The sequence below is a fragment of the Sulfurospirillum deleyianum DSM 6946 genome (assembly GCF_000024885.1).
GTDB lineage: Bacteria > Campylobacterota > Campylobacteria > Campylobacterales > Sulfurospirillaceae > Sulfurospirillum > Sulfurospirillum deleyianum.
Genome location: NC_013512.1, coordinates 809,624 through 827,457, shown reverse-complemented (window position 1 = coordinate 827,457; position 17,834 = coordinate 809,624). Strand labels below are relative to the sequence as shown.

Below are 17,834 nucleotides of genomic sequence, written 5' to 3'. Positions count from 1 at the left end.
AAAGGAGAAAAAGGATTTTACATGTAAGGATTTTTTAGATGATTCTTAGTCAAATGTGGCATAATTGCACACAAAAAAAAGGAATTCTTTTGCATCCAACACTGGAAAGATTTTTAGCCAACATTACCGCTCTTCACCAACTCGAACCCAAAAATCTTCCCAATGAAGTGGTTGAAGTGATGGTGCGCATGAGCCCTGAGGAACTTTATAAAACCTGTACGCAACTCTCTGTTTTACTGCATAATGTCCCTAGCCAAAATGCACCCATTACGCTAAGTGAAAGCGAAATAGCCTCATTGGCGGAGGCTTACCTCAAAGCGCTTTTAAAACGTTTTCGCTGAGGGGTGATAATGCTCGCTTAAGATAATGGCAATATTTTTCGCCATCAAAGCATACCCCTCACTATTGGGATGAACTCTGTCCGCTTTTAGAGTATTTTCATGATTGAAAATTTCTTTTAGACTTTCATCGTCTAGCTCAATGTTATGCGCTTTAGCCACATCATAATAAAGCGGTGAAATACCAAAAGAGAGTGTTCCCATGATTGGCACACCGACTAAAAGCACATAAACCCCTTTTTCACGAGCCAAAGAGACCATTTTCGAGAGATTCTCTTTGGTTTGAGCGCTATTTACTTTTCTTAAAATATCATTGCCACCATGACAAAGAATCAAAATATCGGGTTTATGCTCTTGCAAAAGCTTTGGTAAACGCTCCAACCCTTGCGCACTTATTTCGCCTGAAATACCCGCATTAATGACAGGAGCATGCACCAATTCACTTAAAATGGAAGGGTAACTTTGAGAGGGCGTTGCACCTGTTCCCAACGTTAAACTATCGCCAAAGGCTAAAATCTTCGTATCTAAGGGTAAAATCAAACTGTGATTATCCACCTCTTTGGTAGTGCTAAAATAGTGAAAGGCACCCATAAGAAGCATTAAAAAAACCACGTTACGTAGTGTAAAAATTCCCATCTACTCTCCTTTTTAGGCATCTTTTTTTAGTAAAGTATAGATACAATATGCCACATTTTACCCAAAGAAGTTTCATGAATCAACCAAAAACCGATCCTATTGGTATTTTATTTTTGCTCATTGCGATGCTCACATGGGCAAGTTCATTTATTGCCCTCAAATCCGCCATTGGCCCACTAGGACCCATGAGCGTTGTTTTTGGACGTATGGTTATTGCGAGTTTATGCTTTGTCTATTTTATCAAGCAATTTCGTGCGCTCTCTTTTACACGCCATGACATCAAATACATCCTTTTACTTACCCTTTTTGAGCCTTGTTTTTATTTTATTTTTGAAGCCAAAGCACTTCAACTCACCACTGCCTCTCAAGCGGGAATGATCACCTCCATGATGCCTCTTATGACAGCGATTGCAGCCAGTTTTGTCCTCAAAGAGTACCTAAGCAAACGCATTGTCATTGGCTCTGTTTTAGCCGTTGTGGGAGCCATTTGGCTTAGCCTTGGTGCCCAAAGCAGTGAAAATGCTTCCAATCCTCTTTTAGGCAATTTTTTAGAGTTCTGCGCCATGATTTGTGGAACGTGGTACGCTATTTCCGTGCGCTATTTAAGCCAAAAGTTTTCAGCGCTCTTTCTAACAGCCATTCAGGCTTTTGTAGGAACTATTTTCTTTTTTCCACTTGCGATTTGGGAGTATTTTACCCTTCCAATGCACCTCAGTCTTGAAGTGTTTGGGTGGCTTTGTTATTTGGGTATTGTGGTAACCCTTGGAGGTTATGGCATGTTTAACTTAGCGCTTAGTCGCATTGAAGCATCCAAAGCTTCGGTCTTTGTTAACCTCATTCCCGTCTTTACCGTTTTACTCGCCTACCTCTTTTTAAACGAACGTTTAAGCCAGACGGAGATGTTAGCAAGTTTTGTGATTTTTGGAGGAATTATTATCTCGCAACTCCCCAATCTTACTAAGAAAAAAGAGTCCATTTAATAGAGTTCTTGAAGACCTCTTAACACGCCTTTCAAGCAAAACTTTAAAGGCTACGCTAACGCTGGGTTTTCCTCGGCGGAATGCCCACGCACCCTTGGTGCTTTGCTTTCTTGCAGAAGATATTTTGCAAGATGTCTCACCTTTACATGTAAAGATTAAATGCCTCTAAGATAAAAGCGTTTGTAGAAAAAATTCTATCACTAACACTCCACAAAAGAGCGCTAAAACCACAGCTAAAAGGGTACTTTTTTTCATCGTGATGCCAATGCCAATTTAAGAGCTAAAGCCGCAAAAATCGTCCCTGCGATGCGATTGAGAATTTTCTCACCGTTTTTCGTACGCATAAACCACGCCCCAATCCGTCCTGCTAACAAGGAAACGCTGATAAAAACCACCAAAGCGCTGAGCATAAAAAGAGCACCTAAGCTAAAAATCTGCACCGTGACATTGCCCAATGCTGGATTGGTAAATTGGGGAAGAAAAGCTAAAAAGAAGATGGAAACTTTGGGATTGGCGATATTCATCAAGATGCCTCGTTTATAGAGTGTACTAAGACTTAGAGGTGGTTGTGTCATATTGAGTTTGCTTTTTGTAGCATCTCTAAATGCCATGAAGGCTAAGTACAGCAGATAGCCCGCTCCTATAAATTTTAAAAGACTAAACGCTAAAGCGGAAGTTTGAAAAATGACCGCAACACCAAGTGCCACAGCGGTTGTATGAAAGATAAGTCCACTGCACAGCCCTAGGGCTATCACGATGCCTGAGCGGCTTCCTCGCACCATCGCTTGGGTTAAAACAAAGAGAATATCAGGACCAGGACTGAGAGCCAAAAGCGTTGAAGCCCCTATAAACAGGAGCATGGTATGAAGTTCTAACATAAGATTTTCCTTTTACATGTAAGCATGTAAAAGTGTAACGCAAAAAGGCTGAGATTAGCCACCTAGCTGAACAATGCGTAGAGATAACTCAAGAATTTGAACCATCAATGCGTTTTTCTCACCCTCATTTTCTGCTTTGGGAAGACGTGCTTGCAAGACTTTCAAACGCTTTTTCAAGCCATCGACCAAACTATCACTCTCTTGGGTGCTAGACGCTTTTAGCTTTGAGAGGCTAGAAGGTTCTAAAGAGATACGACTCTGCTCTTCACTACTTTGTTGAAGCGTTGTTTGGTTTTGTGTACTGGCTGGAGGCGTAATAGAAAAATCCAAATGCGACATCCACCCCGTTTTGCCATCTTCAAAAAGTACCACACTGCTCTTTTTTAACGCTGCATTAAGGGTTTCATCATTTTTATAGCTAAATGCAGATTCAACACTCTCCAGTAACAGTGCGCCTACTTTTGCCTCACTGAGGCTTATGAGTTTATCTTCTAGCGCACTCTTTTGCCAAATTTTTAGCTTGGAAAAGATTTCATCGTTGGCATCAATCCAGCCATTAGCATCATCATCGTAAGCAGACAAATCTAAAAAACCATCGCCACTTTGGGTACCAAAGAGTTCACTTCCATCATCAATCAGCCCATTTTCATCACGATCTAACGCTAAAAAACCACTGTTTTGAGCCAATAAAGAGAGTGTATCCTCTACGCCATCGCTGTTTAAATCAAACGAAAATGTCTTCTCTTTTTCCACATTCACCAGCCCACCTTGAAGATTCATCACCAAAGGGTCAACCATCTGAGCAAGGCTTTGGCGTATTTCAACACGGTAACTATCGTAGCGAGATAAGTGTGTCTCCAAAGAGAGTGCAATACTTTTGCCTTCCTGTGTTGTTATCTCGCCATGCGCTTGAAGGGAGAGCTTTTCTGCCTCATTGGTCTGAATCTGAGTCTTTACTTCTTCTGCGGTTGTACGAGAAAAACGCATGCTCTCTTCGGAGCTTTCATAAAGAGAAGAGAGTGCTATGTTAGAGGTTGCAATACGCATCAAACATCCTTTGTCGTTTCATTACGATTTTCTAATGAAACAAAATCGGATAGTTTCTAAATGAGTTTATCAAATCCAATCAAGCTCTTAAACCGCTCGATAAGCATTGAAATCATCAAACAAACCCCTAAAAGGACTAAGAAAATCAGCAAAGGACTGTAAAATCCATAGATAAAGTCAGGGAAATAGTAGTAGTAAATAAAGGTATGAAACAAAAAGATATTAAACGAGTGAATCCCTATAAATTCAAGGGCATATTTTATCCACGAGAAAAAAAGAGAGACTTTCGTCGTCCAAAGAATCAGTAAAATACCAAAAAAAGTATCGGCACGAACACTATCAAACAACCATCCATTTTGTCTGTACCACGCCATAAACACCGTCGCACCTAAGAGCATGAAAAAACCCCATAAGCCCTTGTTTTGAAACCAGTTAAACAGCCAAACAAAACCATTGCGTTGCGAGAGAAAAATACCCACAGCAAACGGAAAAATCCAATCATTCACCAAAGGAATAGGCATAAAAAGGATAAATGCACACACCGCTAAAAACCACCACCCAAAACGAGCCGTTAAAAAATGCATCAATGGGAAAATCGCATACAGCACAACAATAAGGCTCATAAACCACCATGTTGCATTATAGCCATAGCCGACCCACGTGAACATCTGAAGCCCTAACATCTGAATCATAAAGCCCTCAAACGAGTGTTCTCCATAGACACTAAACAGAGTTCTGCCCATAAACCATGCGCCAAAAGGAACAAACAAAAGAGCAATCAACCAATAATTCATATAAAGCTTCAGAAGCCTCCGTTTATAAAAAGCTCTAAGCTCCATGCCTCGTTTTTTAATTGATTCTGCTAAACCATAACCGCTTAAGATGACATAAATACCCACGCACACCTTAGCTAACAAGGCGGTTTGAAACACAAACCAACCACTCTCAGGTTCTTCATAAAAAAGATGATGCCACAAAATAAGCATCAATGCCATGCCTTTACTCGCATTGGTAATGGAGACATCAAATTTTTCTAGCACATAGAAGCCTTTTGTATAATGGCGTGCATTTTTTCTACATTGTCTTCAATGTTATCCTCTTTATACACCGCACTAATCACCGAATACATCGCTAATTCATAGGCATGTAACTGGGAAATATTTTCTTGATTAATCCCCCCAATCGCACAGATAGGTGCTTTTAGACGCTTTTTGGCTTCTTCTAATATCGAAGGTGACACAACCTGTGAATGAGGTTTCGTGGGCGAAGGAAAAAATGAGCCAAACGCCACATAATCCGCTCCTAAAGCTTCATAGTGCAACGCTCTCTCAATATCGCCATAACACGAAACGCCAATGATTTTATCTTTACCTAAACGCTCCCTCGCCTCTTCATAACCAACATCATCCATGCCTACATGTAAACCATCAGCATTCATCTCGTACGCCACATCCAGCCTATCATCCACAATAAAAAGTGCCTCATAATAATCACACAAAGCTTGAAGCCGAATGCAATCTCTCAGCGCTTCTTCCTCATTAGCGTTCTTATTGCGGTACTGAAGGACGCGCACGCCACTTTTCAGCACACGCTCCATCTGTTCTAGTAGGGTTTCATTGGGAGTTAAAAATTCATCGGTGAGGACATAGAGTCCTTGAAGGAGAGATCTATCTAGCATAAAAACCTCACATTATTTTTTAAGGTGATTGTACAAACTCGAAGCTTAAAATGCCCAAGCAATAAAGCATTGCTTGAGCATGAAGAGTGATTTAGGACTTAAACTTCCCTAATTCATTATTGAGATTTTCGGTCATAACATGGAGATGTTCAGAGGCTTGTGAGACATTATCAATGCTTCCGACATTCTCTTTAGAAATGACATTGATTTTTTCTATTTCATCGACAATCTTTTTAATCTTAGATGCGGTATCAATAAAGTCATTAACGGTATGATGAGAATCATCAATGGTTTTATGAATAATGGTAGCTACACTGTTCATGCCATCTTGCAGTTCCACAGAGATAGAAGCTAGTGCATTGACCTCTTGTGCGTTAGCGGTAATATCGGTATTAGCATCCATAATCGATTGAACCACGACATTGATGGTGGCATCAATCTCCACTAAGCTTTTTTGGGTTCGTTCTGCTAGTTTTCTTACTTCATCGGCAACCACAGCAAAGCCACGTCCATGTTCTCCAGCCCTTGCAGCTTCAATGGCGGCATTAAGCGCTAACAAATTGGTTTGGTCTGCAATATCTCGAATGATATTAAGGACATCTTTGACTTCATTGGCATTATGACTGACGGTATTAAGGCGTTCGGCTAAGTTTTGCTCTTTAGCTGCGGTAGCTTGCATGGTGTATTCTAGTTGTTCCACTTTGGTTTTAACATCACTGATATCTTTTTGGGTATCAGAGAGTGCTTTTTGAGAATCTTTGGCTTTAGAGACAGAGTTTTCTATACTTTTTACTAAAGAAATACCTTCTTCTTTCGTATGTTCAACAATACGAGATTCTGCATCCACATTGCGTACGACTTCTGAAGCAGTACGAGAAAGCTCTTCAGAGATAGAAGCGTTTTCATTACTGATAGTTTTTGATTTTTTGACAATCTCATGGAGTTTTTCAATAAATTTATTGATATTACGTGAGACTTGGGCAAATTCATCATTGGCTGTGGCACTTAAGCGTTGTCTTAAATCTCCCTCACTGCTGGAAAGCTCTTCTACCACACCATTAAGGTTATCGAGTGGTTTAAGTAGGGCTTTAATGAGCAGAATCATGATACCTATGGAGAGGATGAGCATGATGATGCCTGCAACCATTAACTCTTTAATTTGGGCGCTTAGGAAAGCATAAGCTGTCTCTTGATCAAAGGTAATGGCAGGTACCCAGCCACCTGTCTCTTTGGAAACTTTAAAGGCAAAGACTTTGGCTTTGCCACCATGAACATACTCGATCAATCCCGCATCTTTTCCTGCTATTTTTTGTGCTAATTCTGCATTCACACTTTTCAGCTCTTTACCTAAAAGCTCTTTATTTGGATGGGCTATAAAAATACCTTGTGTATCAATTAAAGTTCCATATCCGCCATTAAAAGTGACATCTGAGGTCGCTTTAATAAGTACATCCAACGCAATATCTAAAATCACACCGCCTAAAAATTTTCCCTCTTTCATAATGGGTGCCATAATGGAAACAATCAGTTTATTCGTCGTAGCATCCACATAAGCATCCGTCACACCAACTTTTTGGCTTGCTTTAATCGTTTTATACCAACCACGTACTCGTGGGTCATACCCTTTTGGCATAGCAGTTCCTGAACCCGTATATGCCGTTCCATCTTCTAAACCAACGGTTGTATCAAAACCACCCAACGTTTTAGTCGTCTCTTTCAAAATCATTATTACAGAGGCTTGATCCATCATTTCAATATCAGTTAGATAGCGACTTGCACTCTCAACCCCGCTCTTTTTCCCCGCAATCCATACATCAATATAATCGGTAAGTGCCCGTGATGCCATTTGAAGACTCTGTTCTACTTGCGCTACGCTGTTTCTCTTAGTATCCAGATAACTAATCAACCCAAAGATACTTAAACTAGCAAACATAAGCACCGAAATGGTGGTTAAGATTTTGGCTTTGAACGACATACGAACTCCTTTGAAAATAATATCTACAAGCATTATATCGACCATGCGTTATAAATGTGTTACAAAAAATGGTAAAAAAAATAACTTTTCGTTACCAATTCGCAATGAACTTAGTTTACAATCGCTTTAGTATACACATTAGGAGTGATTGATGCCTTTTTCTTTTTTAAAGCAACTTAGTATTAAACAGCGTTTTTACTTTGGATTTTTAACGATTTTTAGTGCCTTTTTTATTATGACACTCATTTATGGTCTTAGTTTTCTCCACCAACAAAACTTTTTTCATACGCAAATTGACCAATCCAAAACCCTTCGCTCTCACCTGCAAGAGACTACCCAAATGAACACCAACATCATTCAAAAATTTTCTGCGCTTGAAAAAGACGCCCAAACGATTGCGCAGTTTTACAACGACCTTTTTGCCTTACGAACCCTTCGAAATGAGCTTCAAACCCTCAATTTCAAACCCTCTCAACAGCGTAAACTTGAACGCTTAAGTGAGGAACTCAAAGCATGGCAAAAGAGCGCTGCGGGAATGCATCCTTTTATAGAGCCGTATGCTTCGCAATTTACCATCCTAGCAGAACGATTGAAATTAGAATCCAATGAAGATGTGGTACGAGACATTGCGCTGGTAATTGAGGATATTACAGGAAAAGTCATTGATGAAGCACTCACATTTAACGATAAAACACTCAAAAGTATGCAGACCTTAGACAAAAATATTGCCTATCTCAATACCCAACTAGAAGAAGGTACACAAACACTCTCTTCTAGCCATCTTGCCTTAGAAAACCTTCTTAAAAGTACCCAAAAAGACACCTTATATCTCTTTATCGCCGCACTCTTTTTTATCTCAACCCTTTTTCTTTTATGGTTTGCCATCCGCTCTATCGTACGCCAAACGCTTCTGATGCGTGATGAGTTGGAACGTATGATTACCGATCAACAACACATTGATTTGCGCCAAAAAATTACAACACCTAAGGCAAAGAGCAAAGATGAGTTAGATGGTATCGCTCGTATGATGGGTTCTGTCTTTTTACATGTAGAAAACACCATTGTCCAGATTGACGATATCGCACAAGACGCACGCCATTTTGCCCAAAGCCTTCAAGGGACATCACAAAGTTTACTGGAGACCATTCATGCACAAGAAAACAGCATTGAAAAAATGAACCAACCCATTGAAACACTCAAACAGACCCTAAGCCAATCGGAGGGGATGAGTGAACAAACCAAAGAGGTTTTAAAACAGAACATGCATGTTATGGGGCAATTTATGAGTGATTTAGAAGCGTTAAACACCGATGTCAATCAAAGCCAACACGAACAAAATGCCATCTATAAACAGATGCAAGAGTTGAGTATGCATGTGGCGCAAATGCAAACGGTTTTTACCTTGATTGATGAAATTGCAGAACAAACCAACCTTTTAGCCCTCAATGCCGCCATCGAAGCCGCACGAGCGGGGGAACACGGAAGAGGCTTTGCGGTGGTTGCCGATGAAGTTCGAAAACTCGCAGAACGTACCCAAGAGAGCTTAAGTAATATTGATGTCATTGTCAAAGAGATTATTGGGGGCGTTGTTCAAAATACCAAACGCCTTGATTGTGTCACAACATTAATGGAAGATACCGCCAAACGTATGGCTTCGCTAGGGAATATTGCCACCCGTACGCAAAAAGAGATTAACCACTCACTGGGCATTGCTGATGAGGCCGTACACCTCTCCCATGATGTCTCCTACACTGTCAATCTGCTTATCGAACAGATGCAGTCCACGCTTAAATTAAGCCTCACTAACAAAGATAAAGGCAATGCTGTCGCAACCGTCTCAGAGGAACTTTTCACCATTTCACATACCATGATGCATACACTTTCACGCTTTTTACATGTAAAGAATACATCTGTGACATCATAGTTTTAGTAAGGTTTCGTTATAGTTTTAAAACCATAACGAAACAAGGAGACTTTTATGCCGATGCCAACCCATTTTTGGGATATTCTCGCAAAGCGCTACCCCCGTTTTAATACCGACTCAATGCGTCAAGATGTAGAGACGATTTTGGCATGGACAAAAGAGCAAGGCGTAGCGTATGCCCCACAAAGCACCCTGTTAGATATTGGCTCAGGAACAGGCACGTTTAGCATTCCTTTAGCGCTCTTACATGTAAACGTAACTGCCATAGATACCTCAGCTAAGATGCTGGCTATTTTAAAAGAAGATGCTCAAAATGAGGGCATTGAAGGGTTCATCAAAACGTATCAAAGCGATTGGGATAGTTTTGCGCTCACCACACCTTACGACATCGTTTTAGCCTCCATGACACCTGCGATTCATGATGGTACAACCATCGACAAAATGATAAACGCCTCGACAAAATACGGCATTTTCGTCTCATGGGGAGCGTATCGTATCAATGCATTTGTTGATGCGCTGCTTCTTTCCCATCGTCCTCATGAGCACTTTAGCCAAACAGGAAGCATCAAAGCTGAAGATGTCATCGCTCAACTGGAAAAGAAAAATATTTCCTATACACACAAACGTTTTGAAACACAATGGAGCGATACGTATAGCCTTTATGACGCCAAAGCGTATGCCAAAGAGCAGTTGGAGCGCAGAGGCATAGAAGCGGATGAAGAGAAGATAGAACGCCTTATAACAGATTTTTCGCACAATGCCTCTGTCAACATTTCTACAAAAGCTGAAAAAATTATAGTAGTATGGAAACATTAGCCATACACTCTTTTTCTTAATCTTTGTGAGGCTATAATAATACAAGATTTTTATTAGTGTTATTATGGCTTTTAGAAATATTCATCTTCTCACAAGGAACGCTCTATGAAAAAAGTGATTTTTTTGCTTTCATGTTTTGCCTCTTTACTTTTTTCCCAAACCTACACCGATATGCTAGGCAGAGAGGTTAGCATTGAAAAGAGTGACAAAATAGTCTGTATAGGACCAGGAGCCCTTCGTCTTGCGGTCTATTTGGGACTTGAAAATCGTCTGGTTGGCATTGAAAAGACAGAAAATGAAGCAAGTCCTTTTTCACCCTATCGCACTTTTTTAGGTAAAAAGAACATTGCAAAATTACCGCTTATTGGCACAGGTGGTCCTGGAAAAATGCCTGATTTGGAAGCCTTGATTGTTGCCAAACCTGATTTTATCATTGCCTCTTTTGTCGATAAAAATCAACTTGAACTCATTGCCTCAAAAACCAATATTCCACTCATTGCCATCAGTTATGGCGCTTCGTATGGTGGAACGAGTGAAAAAAATCTTGAAGATATTAAAAACTCTTTGCTTCTTTTGGGAAATATCACACGAACAAACCCACGTGCCAAAGCGTTAGTGACGTTTATTCAGACACAAGAAGAGAATTTGCGTACATTAAAATTTCCTGCTAAAAAACTCTATGTCGGCGGTATTGGCTACAAAGGAGTGCAAGGGCTTACCAGCACAGAAGTGAGCTACCCTCCTTTTGAACTTTTAGGGCTTAAAAATACCCTGTTTGAAAAAAGCGGTGCGCAAGGGCATCAGTTTATTGAACTCGAAGCCTTAATGCACCACAATCCCGATATGATTTTTATTGATCAATTTGGTAAAACAAAAGTGGAGCAAGAGTACCACGCCCAAAAAGCACTCTACGATACCTTAAGTGCCTATAAAACAGGCAATGTCAAAGAGGTTTTAGGCTTTAATTTTTACAGTACCAATGTTGAAAATCTTCTTATCATCGCATGGCAAATCGCCGCCTATTTAGGCGAACCTGTGGATGTCAATGAAAAAGCGCATGCTATTTTTAACGCCTTTTATGGTGATCCCAAAGGAAGTGCCCTGCTTGAGTCACTGCCCTATGGATTTGCGCGTCCATGAGCATCCAAACGCTTTATAAAAAACGTTCTTTAAAACGCCTGTTAATTGCGTGTGGTTTTATAGGAGGCATTGGGATATTACTATGGATAGCGCTTATTAGCGGTTCAAACGGTATTGTGTGGAGCGATAGCGCAAAACTTTTACACCTTGAAAGCGAACCTGAATCCTTTAGGATGATTGTCGAGTCTATTCGTTTACCTAGAGCCTTGGGAGCATTATTGGTCGGGATGCTCTTGGGACTCTCAGGGGTTGCCATGCAGGGCGTTTTACACAATCCCTTAGCCTCTCCTTTTACCTTAGGTATCTCTCAAGCGGCAGGTTTTGGTGCGGCCTTTGCTATTATTGTCCTAGAGAGTTCAGCTATTTCTCACCCTTTTTTATCCAAATTTAGCATCGCTTTATCTGCATTTCTAGCGAGTATGCTCTCTACCTTTTTAGTCATCTGGATAGGGAAAAAAGTACAAATGCGCCCAACGAGCATTATTTTAGCGGGGGTGGGTCTTGGCTCTTTATTTCATTCAGGAACGATGTTCCTCCAATACTTCACTACCGAAATGAATGCCGCAGCAGCTCTGTTTTGGACTTTTGGTGATTTAAGTAAGGCAAACTATGAGACACTTGCCTTTCTAAGCCTTATCTTTATTCCCTCTTTGATTTTATTATGGATAGGGCATTGGAAGTTTGATGCGCTCTGTTTTGGAGATGAAAATGCTTTTAACAAAGGCGTGCATGTCAAAGCCTTTCGCAGTGGTGTGTTTATGCTCTCTTCTTTGTGTACGGCCATCGCAGTAGCATTTTTTGGCATTATTGGGTTTATCGGATTGATTGCACCGCATCTTATTCGCTTACTTTTAGGCGGTGCGCACAGTATGCTCATTCCTCTCTCAGCCTTGTGCGGAGGCGTTTTACTTTTAGGAGCGGACTTACTGGCTCGTATGCTGTTATACCCTTCCATTCTTCCCGTGGGCATTTTAACCTCCTTGCTTGGCGCACCCGTACTTTTATACCTTCTTATTATGCAAGGAAAACGACTATGACGCTTCGCATTGAAAACCTTTCGTATACCGTGGGTAAAACACCTTTGTTACATAACATTACAACCCATGCACATAGCGGTGAAATTATAGGAATCATTGGTCCTAATGGTGCGGGAAAGAGTACTCTTTTAAAACACATTGCAGGAATTTTTGCCTCACGCCACATCTTTTTGGATGACGTGGAATTAAGCACGTTAAGTGTGCGTGAACGTGCCAAAACCATCGCCTATCTCTCTCAATTTGCCACCACACCTTCCATGAGCGTTTTAGAGGTTTTAGAACTTGGGCGAAGAGCTTACAGTGGCATGTTTCTTAACCCAAACGATAAAGCCATGATTCATGAGAGCATTGAGCATTTTCATTTAACCCCTTTACTTGAGCGCAATATTGCAACCCTAAGCGGTGGAGAGAGGCAAAAAGTGCTCATTGCCAGTGCACTTTTGCAAGAACCAAAGGTGCTGTTACTCGATGAGCCTATCTCTCATCTTGACCCTAAAAATCAGCTTGAAATGCTCTCTGCCATGCGCCACGCAACCCATGAAAAGGCATTGATTACGTTTATTGTTCTGCACGATATGCAACATGCCATTCACTACACCCATCGACTGCTCATGCTTCAAAATGGAGGTATTGTCTATGATACCCCCACAAAATCGCTAGAAGCTTCGATGTTAAGCACACTTTTTGAGGTTGAAACCTCTTTACATGTAAACAATGGGCATACGTTTGTGTACTACGGTCACGAACACGAAGAGACGCCTCATAAACACCACCATTAAGGAGAAAGTATGAAAGCATTATGGGAAAGATGTGTTGCCTTTCACGGGCACGAGTGTCCAGGACTTGCCATTGGATTTAGAGCAGCAGAAGCAGCACACGTTTGGCTGGGTATGACAGGATTTTCACAGGATGAAGAGTTGGTCTGTGTGACCGAAAACGATGCGTGTGGAGTTGATGCAATTCAAGTGCTTCTAGGATGCAGTTTTGGCAAAGGCAATCTTATCTACAAAGATACAGGCAAACAAGCCTTTAGTTTTTTTGACCGCAAACACAATAAAAAAGGGCGTGTCGTATTTAACCGTTCACTTATGCCAAACGTAGATAGAAAAGCTTTGCAAGCGCATATTTTAAATGCACCCCTTGAAGAGCTGTTTAGCCTGAAAGAACCCTCTTTTGAACTGCCAACCCACGCAAGACTTTTTACTTCCATTGCATGCGAAAAGTGTGGAGAATATGCCCCTGAACATAAAATGCGCCTTGAAGAGGGACAAAAAGTTTGTTTGGATTGCGCCACATCATATAGCCGTGGATTTTAGCTTTATGCTATAATCTACACGAGTTCTTTGAAAAGGTTTTATGATGGCTTATACCCTTTTAGCGATTTTCTCAGGTGCGGGATTTGGTGCGGTATTGCGCTGGTTTTTGGGAACAAAACTCAATGCCCTCACCCCCTCTATTCCGCTTGGAACACTCAGCGCAAATCTGCTAGGGGGTTATTTGATTGGTTTTGCTATCGCTTTTTTTGCAACCCATAGTGCGCTCTCTCCTGAATGGAGGTTGTTTGTCATCACAGGTTTTTTAGGCGGACTCACCACCTTTAGTACCTTTAGTGCTGAGATTGTTACGTTGCTACAACAAGGGCGTTTTAGCGTAGGCTTGATGGCAATTTGCCTTCATCTTGCAGGCTCTATTGTGATGACATTTTTGGGTATTGCCACCTATACCCTTTTGAATAAAGGAGATTTATGAAAGGTTTTCAACTCACCTTTTCCACGCTTACAAGCCGTAAACACCCTGATGGAGAGCGACTGAGTGATTGGCTGATGCATCAAGCAGAAGAGCTTGGTATCGTAGGCGTTACGCTCCTTAGGGCGGCACAAGGCGTAGGTCGTGATGGAAAAGTCCACTCTCAAACATTTTTTGAACTAGCCGATGAGCCTCTTGAAATCGTAATGAATGTCAACGAAGAGCAATGCGACACACTTTTAGCGTATCTAAAAGAGGAAAAATTAGGGCTTTTTTACACCAAAATCGCCATTGAATTTGGTACGCTTTAGCGTTACATGTAAAGATTTTAAGTGTGACGTGTTACACTTTCAGAGTCGTTATATATCTAAACTATATAAGGAAGGCATATGGGCGAAACACTTAGTGATGGTTTACTGCAATTTGATAAACCCGCACTTTTGGAAAAACGCATTAAATTATTAGAAGCCATTTTAGATTGTGGGTCTATCACAACAGCTGCAAAGCGTGTGGGACTGAGCTATAAAACGGCGTGGGAAGCTATTGATACCATGAACAACCTCTCAGCACAACCTCTGGTAGTTCGCACCACAGGTGGCAGTGGCGGTGGAGGAACAACGTTGACAGCATTTGGAAAAGAGATGATTGAAAACTATACGATTTTGAAACATGAGTATGAACGTTTCATTCACCATCTCTCTTCCCTTTCATCGCTGAATATGGAACATGTCAAACATTTACAAAGGATTAGTATGCACATTAGCGCACGCAATCAGCTGGTCGGAAAAATTCATAGCCTCAAAGTCGCAGATGTCAGCGCAGAGGTGATTATTGAACTTAAAAGTGGCGTTTTATTGATCTCGAATATCACGCACAGTGCCGTAGAAGAACTGAACCTTCACGTGGGTGATGAAGTGGTAGGCATTATCAAAGCATCAAGCGTTTTACTTACCACAACTTTAGATATTGCCACAAGCGCACGTAACAAATTGCTTGGGAAAATTACAGATATCAAACGAGGCGATATTAACACGCAAGTCAGTGTAGACATCGGGAACAACGATATCATCACGGCAACCATTACCACCGAATCGGTTGATACGCTAGGACTCAAAGAGAGTGTTCAGGTGTGTGCGCTGATTAAATCGAGCAGTATTTTGATTGGAAAATAAAACACGTTTTACATGTAAAAAGGATTTTTAAAATGATGGATATTTTAGAAGAAGATATAGGACTGATGGATATTACCACAGAGGGGCTGGGTTTTGGGGCTAAAGCGGCAAAAATCTCTTTTGCACCTAAGGAAGAAGTGATTATCTGTGGGGTTGATTTGGTCGAAGAGATGTGTCAACGACTTGGACTTGAAACCAAACGTTTTAAACAATGCGGTGATAGAGTGAGTGCCAACGAATGTGTGCTCGAAGCCTATGGTAGAGCAGATAATGTGCATAAAGTCTGGAAAGCAAGTCAAAATCTTTTGGAATTTTTAAGTGGTATCGCCAGTAAAACAGAAAAAATGCTCTCTTTAGCACGTCTGCATCAACCGCATATTGAGCTTTTAACCACACGAAAAATTTTCCCTCGTACCAAAGCCTTAGCCCTCAAAGCCGTCTTTGCAGGAGGTGGAGCGCACCATCGTTTAGGGCTGTATGATTCGATTTTGATTTTTAAACAACACCGTGTTTTTTTCCCTGATGAGGCAGAATTTGAAGCTCAGTTTGCACAAATGAAACGAAAGTTTTTAGAGAAAAAAGTAGCCGTTGAAGTAGAAAATTATGAAGAGGCTCTTTATTTTGCGAGGTTAGGAACAGATATTTTACAGTGTGAAAAGATGGATTTTGAGATGCTCAAACGCTGTGTTTCGCTCAAGAAAATTTTTCCTTCTTTACTGCTTTCTGCCACAGGTGGCATTGGCGAACATAACATCGAAGATTTTGCTAAGACGGGCGTGGATTTTATTGTCACTTCTTCACCCTACCATGCTAAACCCTCAGACATTCGTGTTACCATCGAAATGCTCTAAGTAAAGGCACCACTCTGCCTCAAACGAGGCAAGCTTTAGTGCGTAGTCGCAACGTAGACTCTTGAGCTTTGCTCAAGAGTCGTGTCAAAATATGCCTTAGAACTTTCCTTTTTCTTTGAGCTTTTTATACCATGCATTGTGAAGGAATTTTACTTCCTCTTCTTCCACATAGCCTGTGATAATGCTATTAACCGCTCCTTTAATCGCAAACATTGACATATACACATGGGTAATAAACAAAGCGACAACCGCAAAGCCCATGACATTATGCACAATGGCAGCCACACGAAGCAAATCAATTTGGCTAAGCCCTGTTAAGTTATGCAACATCTCCATCTTAAAATCTAAGAAGAACATCATCGCACCACTTAAAATCATGGTAATACCACCTAAGATAGCCACCCAATACCACATCTTTTGACCTGCATTAAATTGACCTGCGTTAATGATCTGTTTCTCTTTGGAGAGATACCCTCCTAAAATCATAAACCATTTGACATCTTCAAAGTTAAAGAGTGCCTCTTTAAGCCACATAAGCGCCATAGGAATAACGACAATCGCAAAAGGAATGGTAAAAATACCATGAAGGTTTTTTGCCATTCGAACCAACGTTCCACCCCCAAAAAAATCACCAAACACGATAATAAATCCTGTTGGAACGAGCACTAAAAAGCTAACCGCTGCTACTTGGTGAACCGTTCTATGGAACAGGTTAAAGGCATAGTGTTTTTTATGACTGTGTGGAAACACCTTAGGACCGACAAGTTTATAATGCACAAAGAAGACCGTTGGAACACCAATAAGGACTGCTAAAAAGATCCATGCAAAGTATTTACTTTGAAGGAAGGTAAAGAGTACTCCAAGTTTTAGACTCTCTTCTTGACCGTATCCTAAAATATTTTGTATGCGCATCTCACCCCAAATTTGGCTTTCTGTAGCCAATGCCACAGATGCCAAAGCGAGGGTCGCAATGAACATGTAAAGATATTTTTTCATTGCGAATCCTTTCATTGATTTTTATACGCCTTATCCCATCCATAAGGAGCGTTCGCACCTTTGCCACGCGCTGCCACACGAGCTCTAAAGATATTAGAGACGGATTGTGCGTCGCCTACTAAGAGGGCTTTGGTTGAACACATTGCCGCACAAAGAGGTACTTTTCCCTCAGCGATACGGTTTTGACCATAAAGATGACGCTCTTTTTCTGAGTTCGTCTCTAAAGGTCCTCCTGCACACATGGTACATTTATCCATTGCCCCTTTAGCACCAAAAGCGCCATCACGAGGAAATTGAGGTGCGCCAAATGGACATGCGTATAAACAGTAACCACACCCGATACACTTCTCTTTATCATGAAGGACAATGCCGTCTTCTCTGATATAAAAACAATCCACAGGACAGACTTGCTCACAAGGAGCATCCGTACAATGCATACATGCCACAGAGGTTGAAAACTCTTTGCCTGGGATGCCCTCATTAATCGTGATGACTTTACGTCTGCTAATACCCACAGGTAGTTCATGCGCTTCCGCACACGCAATACTACATCCATCACACTCTATACATCTGCTCTCATCGCAGTAAAACTTCATTCTTGCGTATTCCATCATCCGCCC

At 41.1% G+C, this 17,834-nt stretch carries 20 protein-coding genes; 12 read left to right on the top strand and 8 right to left on the bottom strand.

Translation table 11 applies throughout. The features are described 5' to 3' along the window. Positions 1 to 38 precede the first annotated feature (38 nt). Entirely contained in the window at positions 39 to 341 is a 303-nt protein-coding gene (locus tag SDEL_RS04230; RefSeq protein ID WP_012856621.1) for a hypothetical protein, read from the top strand. Here SDEL_RS04230 and SDEL_RS04225 read toward each other — a convergent pair. Continuing rightward, positions 324 to 974, bottom strand: coding sequence for an arylesterase (locus SDEL_RS04225; RefSeq protein WP_012856620.1), 651 nt, complete (start codon positions 972 to 974; stop codon positions 324 to 326). The two genes, SDEL_RS04230 and SDEL_RS04225, sit on opposite strands and share 18 nt — an antisense overlap. 74 nt (positions 975 to 1,048) lie before the next feature. Here SDEL_RS04225 and SDEL_RS04220 point away from each other — a divergent pair, with 74 nt between their 5' ends. Further along, positions 1,049 to 1,954 carry a DMT family transporter gene (locus SDEL_RS04220; RefSeq protein WP_012856619.1) on the top strand — a complete coding sequence of 302 codons (906 nt, stop codon included), beginning with the start codon at positions 1,049 to 1,051 and terminating at the stop codon, positions 1,952 to 1,954. Positions 1,955 to 2,205: 251 nt separating this feature from the next. On the opposite strand, the gene SDEL_RS04215 is transcribed toward SDEL_RS04220, so the two are convergent. The 5 genes from SDEL_RS04215 to SDEL_RS04195 form a co-directional block, all read right to left on the bottom strand. Beyond that, the gene (locus SDEL_RS04215) at positions 2,206 to 2,832 is read right to left on the bottom strand and encodes a LysE family translocator (RefSeq protein WP_012856618.1); all 627 of its coding nucleotides are present in this window, start codon (positions 2,830 to 2,832) and stop codon (positions 2,206 to 2,208) included. 54 nt (positions 2,833 to 2,886) lie between these two features. Further along, positions 2,887 to 3,879, bottom strand: coding sequence for a hypothetical protein (locus tag SDEL_RS04210; protein WP_041666265.1), 993 nt, complete (start codon positions 3,877 to 3,879; stop codon positions 2,887 to 2,889). Between the two features lie 56 nt (positions 3,880 to 3,935). Then, complete coding sequence (locus SDEL_RS04205; protein WP_012856616.1) at positions 3,936 to 4,919, bottom strand: acyltransferase family protein; 984 nt, start codon at positions 4,917 to 4,919, stop codon at positions 3,936 to 3,938. Further along, positions 4,913 to 5,557, bottom strand: a complete 645-nt coding sequence (gene thiE / locus SDEL_RS04200) for a thiamine phosphate synthase (protein ID WP_012856615.1) — start codon at positions 5,555 to 5,557, stop codon at positions 4,913 to 4,915. The genes SDEL_RS04205 and thiE overlap by 7 nt, the downstream gene beginning before the upstream one ends. A gap of 91 nt (positions 5,558 to 5,648) precedes the next feature. After that, positions 5,649 to 7,532: a methyl-accepting chemotaxis protein gene (locus SDEL_RS04195; RefSeq protein WP_012856614.1), complete on the bottom strand. Its 1,884-nt coding sequence runs from the start codon at positions 7,530 to 7,532 to the stop codon at positions 5,649 to 5,651. A gap of 151 nt (positions 7,533 to 7,683) precedes the next feature. Here SDEL_RS04195 and SDEL_RS04190 point away from each other — a divergent pair, with 151 nt between their 5' ends. The 10 genes from SDEL_RS04190 (at position 7,684) to modD (ending at position 16,218) form a co-directional block, all read left to right on the top strand. Then, positions 7,684 to 9,456: a methyl-accepting chemotaxis protein gene (locus tag SDEL_RS04190; protein WP_012856613.1), complete on the top strand. Its 1,773-nt coding sequence runs from the start codon at positions 7,684 to 7,686 to the stop codon at positions 9,454 to 9,456. A gap of 54 nt (positions 9,457 to 9,510) precedes the next feature. Beyond that, a complete protein-coding gene (locus SDEL_RS04185) occupies positions 9,511 to 10,272 on the top strand; it encodes a class I SAM-dependent methyltransferase (RefSeq protein ID WP_012856612.1) in 762 nt (253 codons plus the stop codon). A 105-nt stretch (positions 10,273 to 10,377) separates the two neighbouring features. Then, on the top strand, positions 10,378 to 11,412 hold the full coding sequence (locus tag SDEL_RS04180) for an ABC transporter substrate-binding protein (protein ID WP_012856611.1): 1,035 nt from the start codon (positions 10,378 to 10,380) through the stop codon (positions 11,410 to 11,412). Then, positions 11,409 to 12,449, top strand: a complete 1,041-nt coding sequence (locus SDEL_RS04175) for a FecCD family ABC transporter permease (RefSeq protein WP_012856610.1) — start codon at positions 11,409 to 11,411, stop codon at positions 12,447 to 12,449. The genes SDEL_RS04180 and SDEL_RS04175 overlap by 4 nt, the downstream gene beginning before the upstream one ends. Further along, on the top strand, positions 12,446 to 13,228 hold the full coding sequence (locus tag SDEL_RS04170; RefSeq protein WP_012856609.1) for an ABC transporter ATP-binding protein: 783 nt from the start codon (positions 12,446 to 12,448) through the stop codon (positions 13,226 to 13,228). Before SDEL_RS04175 ends, SDEL_RS04170 begins: the two co-directional genes overlap by 4 nt. Before the next feature lie 9 nt (positions 13,229 to 13,237). Then, positions 13,238 to 13,765 carry an FmdE family protein gene (locus SDEL_RS04165; RefSeq protein WP_012856608.1) on the top strand — a complete coding sequence of 176 codons (528 nt, stop codon included), beginning with the start codon at positions 13,238 to 13,240 and terminating at the stop codon, positions 13,763 to 13,765. Positions 13,766 to 13,808: 43 nt separating this feature from the next. Then, positions 13,809 to 14,198, top strand: a complete 390-nt coding sequence (crcB, locus tag SDEL_RS04160) for a fluoride efflux transporter CrcB (RefSeq protein WP_012856607.1) — start codon at positions 13,809 to 13,811, stop codon at positions 14,196 to 14,198. Then, positions 14,195 to 14,506 (top strand): DUF190 domain-containing protein, encoded by a 312-nt coding sequence (locus tag SDEL_RS04155; protein ID WP_012856606.1) that lies wholly within the window; start codon positions 14,195 to 14,197, stop codon positions 14,504 to 14,506. Before crcB ends, SDEL_RS04155 begins: the two co-directional genes overlap by 4 nt. A 78-nt stretch (positions 14,507 to 14,584) precedes the next feature. Next, positions 14,585 to 15,367: a TOBE domain-containing protein gene (locus SDEL_RS04150; protein WP_012856605.1), complete on the top strand. Its 783-nt coding sequence runs from the start codon at positions 14,585 to 14,587 to the stop codon at positions 15,365 to 15,367. Between the two features lie 32 nt (positions 15,368 to 15,399). Then, complete coding sequence (gene modD / locus SDEL_RS04145) at positions 15,400 to 16,218, top strand: ModD protein (protein ID WP_012856604.1); 819 nt, start codon at positions 15,400 to 15,402, stop codon at positions 16,216 to 16,218. 96 nt (positions 16,219 to 16,314) lie between these two features. Here the strand turns inward: modD and SDEL_RS04140 are convergent, their stop codons facing one another. Together SDEL_RS04140 and fdh3B are read right to left on the bottom strand one after the other, a co-directional pair. Next, the gene (locus SDEL_RS04140) at positions 16,315 to 17,214 is read right to left on the bottom strand and encodes a formate dehydrogenase subunit gamma (RefSeq protein ID WP_012856603.1); all 900 of its coding nucleotides are present in this window, start codon (positions 17,212 to 17,214) and stop codon (positions 16,315 to 16,317) included. 11 nt (positions 17,215 to 17,225) lie between these two features. Then, entirely contained in the window at positions 17,226 to 17,828 is a 603-nt protein-coding gene (gene fdh3B / locus SDEL_RS04135; protein WP_190275665.1) for a formate dehydrogenase FDH3 subunit beta, read from the bottom strand. Between the last annotated feature and the right edge of the window lie 6 nt (positions 17,829 to 17,834).